The organism is Hydrogenophaga sp. (genome assembly GCF_028698005.1).
Classification (GTDB): domain Bacteria; phylum Pseudomonadota; class Gammaproteobacteria; order Burkholderiales; family Burkholderiaceae_C; genus Hydrogenophaga.
The window spans coordinates 1-3,066 of sequence record NZ_JAQVEJ010000242.1 but is presented as its reverse complement, the minus strand read 5'-3'; the positions used below and the strand labels follow the sequence as shown (position 1 = coordinate 3,066).

The following is a 3,066-nucleotide window of genomic DNA, read 5'->3' as shown; positions in this document are numbered from 1 at the left end:
AACCCGGGGTACGCCCGCGGTCGATCTGCGTGACCAGATGGTGCGCGCTGGCGTGCGCATGCCGCCAGGCCGTGCCGAAGGCTACGAGGACCGCTATGTCTACCTGGACAGCAACGGCAACCCGCAGGAGGTGCAGGTGTGCTTCCAGTGGAACAACCCCGGCAATGCTGAAGGTTCGGGCAACGTGATGATCATCTCGGGCCTGACGCCCGACTTGGCCCGCTACCTCGACCAGATGGTGGATGGCAAGCCCGATGCGCGTGAAGGGCGCTTCCGCCAGCAGGGTGTCGACAACGGCACGTGGAATGAGCCGGGGGTGCAGTGGAACACCAACAACACCTTCGAATACTCCGAAGCGTCATCCGCATGGGGAACGGTCGCGAATGGTTTCAAGCGTGACGAGGACCAGGTCAAGACCGTGGTCGCCGTCTACAAGATGAACCAGTGAAGCAGCGCAAACTGAGGTCCTGACAACATGACACGCTTCAATACCTCCCGTCGTGCCCGGGCACACCGCGGCTTCATGCTGGTCGAACTGGCGTTGGTGCTCGCGGTGATCGGTCTGATCATCGGTGCCGTCTCCATCGGCAAGGATGTGCAGCGCAATGCCGAATACACCAAGATCGCCAACAAGTTCCTCGACCAGTGGAAGATGGCGTACGACCAGTACTACCAGCGCACGGGAACGGTGCTGGGTGACTGCCAGCAGGCGCCGACTTACATGATCAACGGAGCCCATACCAACATCGGCTTCAGAAATGCCTGCGAGCGCCGCGGTGGTCAGGCTGTGGCGGGCATTCCCGAGAACTTCATGGGCACCGGCTACAAGATCTGCGAAGGCCAGGGCTATCGGCCCGGTCAGACGGGCTATGGCGATGCGAGGCTCTCGCGCCAGTCGCTGCGCGATCTGATGGTTCGCCATGGGGTGCGCCTGCCCCCGGGCCGCGGCGAGGGTCATGAAGACCGCTATGTCTACCAGGACACCAACGGCAACACGTCCGAGGTGCAGGTGTGCTTCCAGTGGAACCCCGCGGGTACCGCCAGTGGCGCCGGCAACGTGATGGTGATCCGGGGGCTGACGCCTGACCTGGCGCGTTACCTCGATCAGGTGGTCGATGGCAAGCCCGACTCCCGCGAGGGCCGCTTCCGCATCCAGGGTCGTGCGTCACACACCCAGACGGGCGACGCCAATGAGCCGGGCACGGCATGGGAAGCCAACAACACGATTGCCAGCAACATCTATGGCAACCGCCACAGCAGCAACGACACCACGGCCATCGGCGCCAACAACCCCGGCGGCGCCACGGCGCGGGGTCGTCAGTATGACGAGGACCGTGTCACGTTGCTGACGGCGCACTGGGTCATGGAGCAGTGATGGCGATATCTCGGCGTGGGCGCTTGGCCGTGCTGGCGGTATCGACGCTGCTGCTGGCTCTGGCATGCTGGGCCGCCATGCAGGGCATGTCGCGGCTCAGCCAGATGCGCGCGCAGGGTGAGTGGTTGCGCGCCGAGAAAATGCAGTTGCAGAACCAGTTGCCCTTGATCGAGCAACGCGAAACCTACGCCCGCCAGGCTCAGGAGGTCAAGGCCATGGCTGCACGCCTGGGCATCGATCCCGAGCGCTGGACCAACCGCCGGGTGCAGCGCTCCCCTGCGTTGATCAGTCGCCAGGATGCCGAGACCTTGCTGCGTCAGCAGCTCGGTCCGCAGGGGCGCCAGTGGTTTGCCGCCGATCGTTTCGACCTGGCGGTGACATCGCCTCAGGCGGGGCTCTTCACGCCACCGTTGCCCGAAGACCGTGGCTTCAGCCTGGAGATGGTGGGCGAGGTGTACTTTCCCTTTGAGGCGCCATGACCTCCGAGCAGATCATTTTCGTTTCGTCACGGGGCTGGTTTCAGCTGGCCCAGGGGAAGGTGACCGAGATCCAGCCGTGGCCGACGCTGCGGGCACCGGCGTTCGTGGTGGCGGACTTCGCGGACGCACAGGTGGGCGTCCAGTACTGCAAGGGCAAGGCCGCCTATGCCGCGGCCCAGATCGAGAAGGTGGTGCGTGCCGAGGGGTTGATCGACGGCGCGGTGCAGGTGTTCATCCACAAGCAGATGGGCCACGCGGACAGCAACCAGACCCTGTACACGGCCGTGCCTTTGCCGCAGTGGCAGGAGTTCCAGTCGTGGATGGCCCGCCAGCGTGACCATTGTCTGTTCATCCCGCTGGCTGGCCTGTTGGCCACGAAGCGCCCGGACGGGGAGGCCTGGGTTCTCCGGTCGGGCTCGCAGTTGCACGTCTTTGGCGAACACGAAGGGCGCATGCACTATGCGGCGGCGGTGGCGATGGGCACCGATCCGTCGGATTTTGTGATGCCGGTGAAGGTCGCGCTGACACAGTTCAAGACCGGTGGCTGGAAGGGCCGTGTGGACGCGTTCGCGTGGGCCACGGTGCACCCCGGCGATCCGGTGCAGGAGCAGACTCTGCTGGATGGTCTGGCCGAGGCGGGTGTGGTGCATGCGCGTCTGTTGCCGCACGCGTCCTTCAACGATACAGCGCAGGCGTCTGAGGTGGCTTCGGCTTTGCCCGGCCTGGTGGCGGCGCTGCCGACCCGTGCCTGGGCCGTGCCCGCGCTGCATCGGTTGGCCTGGTTCAGTGAAAAGCATGTGCTGCCCGTGGCGGCCATGGTGGCCGTGGTGGCCGCGGGGCTGGGGGTGTTCGCTTTCTTTGCCGACCGCACGGTCGACGCCGAGCGATCGACGGTGGCAGCGTTGCAAGCCGAGGTGGAAGACCTGCGCCGCCGCGTTGGCGCGGCGCAGGAGGAGCGCCAGGCCGAGGCGGAAGCGCCGGAGCTGACCTTTGCACGCCAGATGGGCTTTGCGATGGTTCACGATCCGGTGCGGATGCTGGCCACAGTGCGGCAGGCGGCCGGCAGCCAGATACGGATTCAGCGCGTGCAGTTGACCAAGGGCATGGCACCGGAGCCCGCGCGCTTCAGGGTCGACGGCGTGGTGGAGGACGGTTCGTCGCAGGCCCTGAGCCATTTCCTGGCCGCATTGCGCACCGCAGGGTGGCAGGCCG

3 protein-coding genes and 1 pseudogene are annotated in these 3,066 nt (G+C 65.7%); all 4 read left to right on the top strand.

What is annotated here, in order from left to right; translation table 11 throughout:
* Positions 1-448: pseudogene (locus PHQ87_RS15425) on the top strand (prepilin-type cleavage/methylation domain-containing protein); the annotation flags it as partial.
* 27 nt (positions 449-475) lie between these two features.
* Positions 476-1,375 (top strand): type II secretion system protein, encoded by a 900-nt coding sequence (locus PHQ87_RS15420; protein WP_300236316.1) that lies wholly within the window; start codon positions 476-478, stop codon positions 1,373-1,375.
* Positions 1,375-1,854: a hypothetical protein gene (locus tag PHQ87_RS15415; RefSeq protein ID WP_300236314.1), complete on the top strand. Its 480-nt coding sequence runs from the start codon at positions 1,375-1,377 to the stop codon at positions 1,852-1,854. Before PHQ87_RS15420 ends, PHQ87_RS15415 begins: the two co-directional genes overlap by 1 nt.
* The coding region (locus PHQ87_RS15410) for a hypothetical protein (protein ID WP_300236311.1) at positions 1,851-3,066 on the top strand (1,216 nt) is incomplete at its 3' end. The genes PHQ87_RS15415 and PHQ87_RS15410, both read left to right, overlap by 4 nt.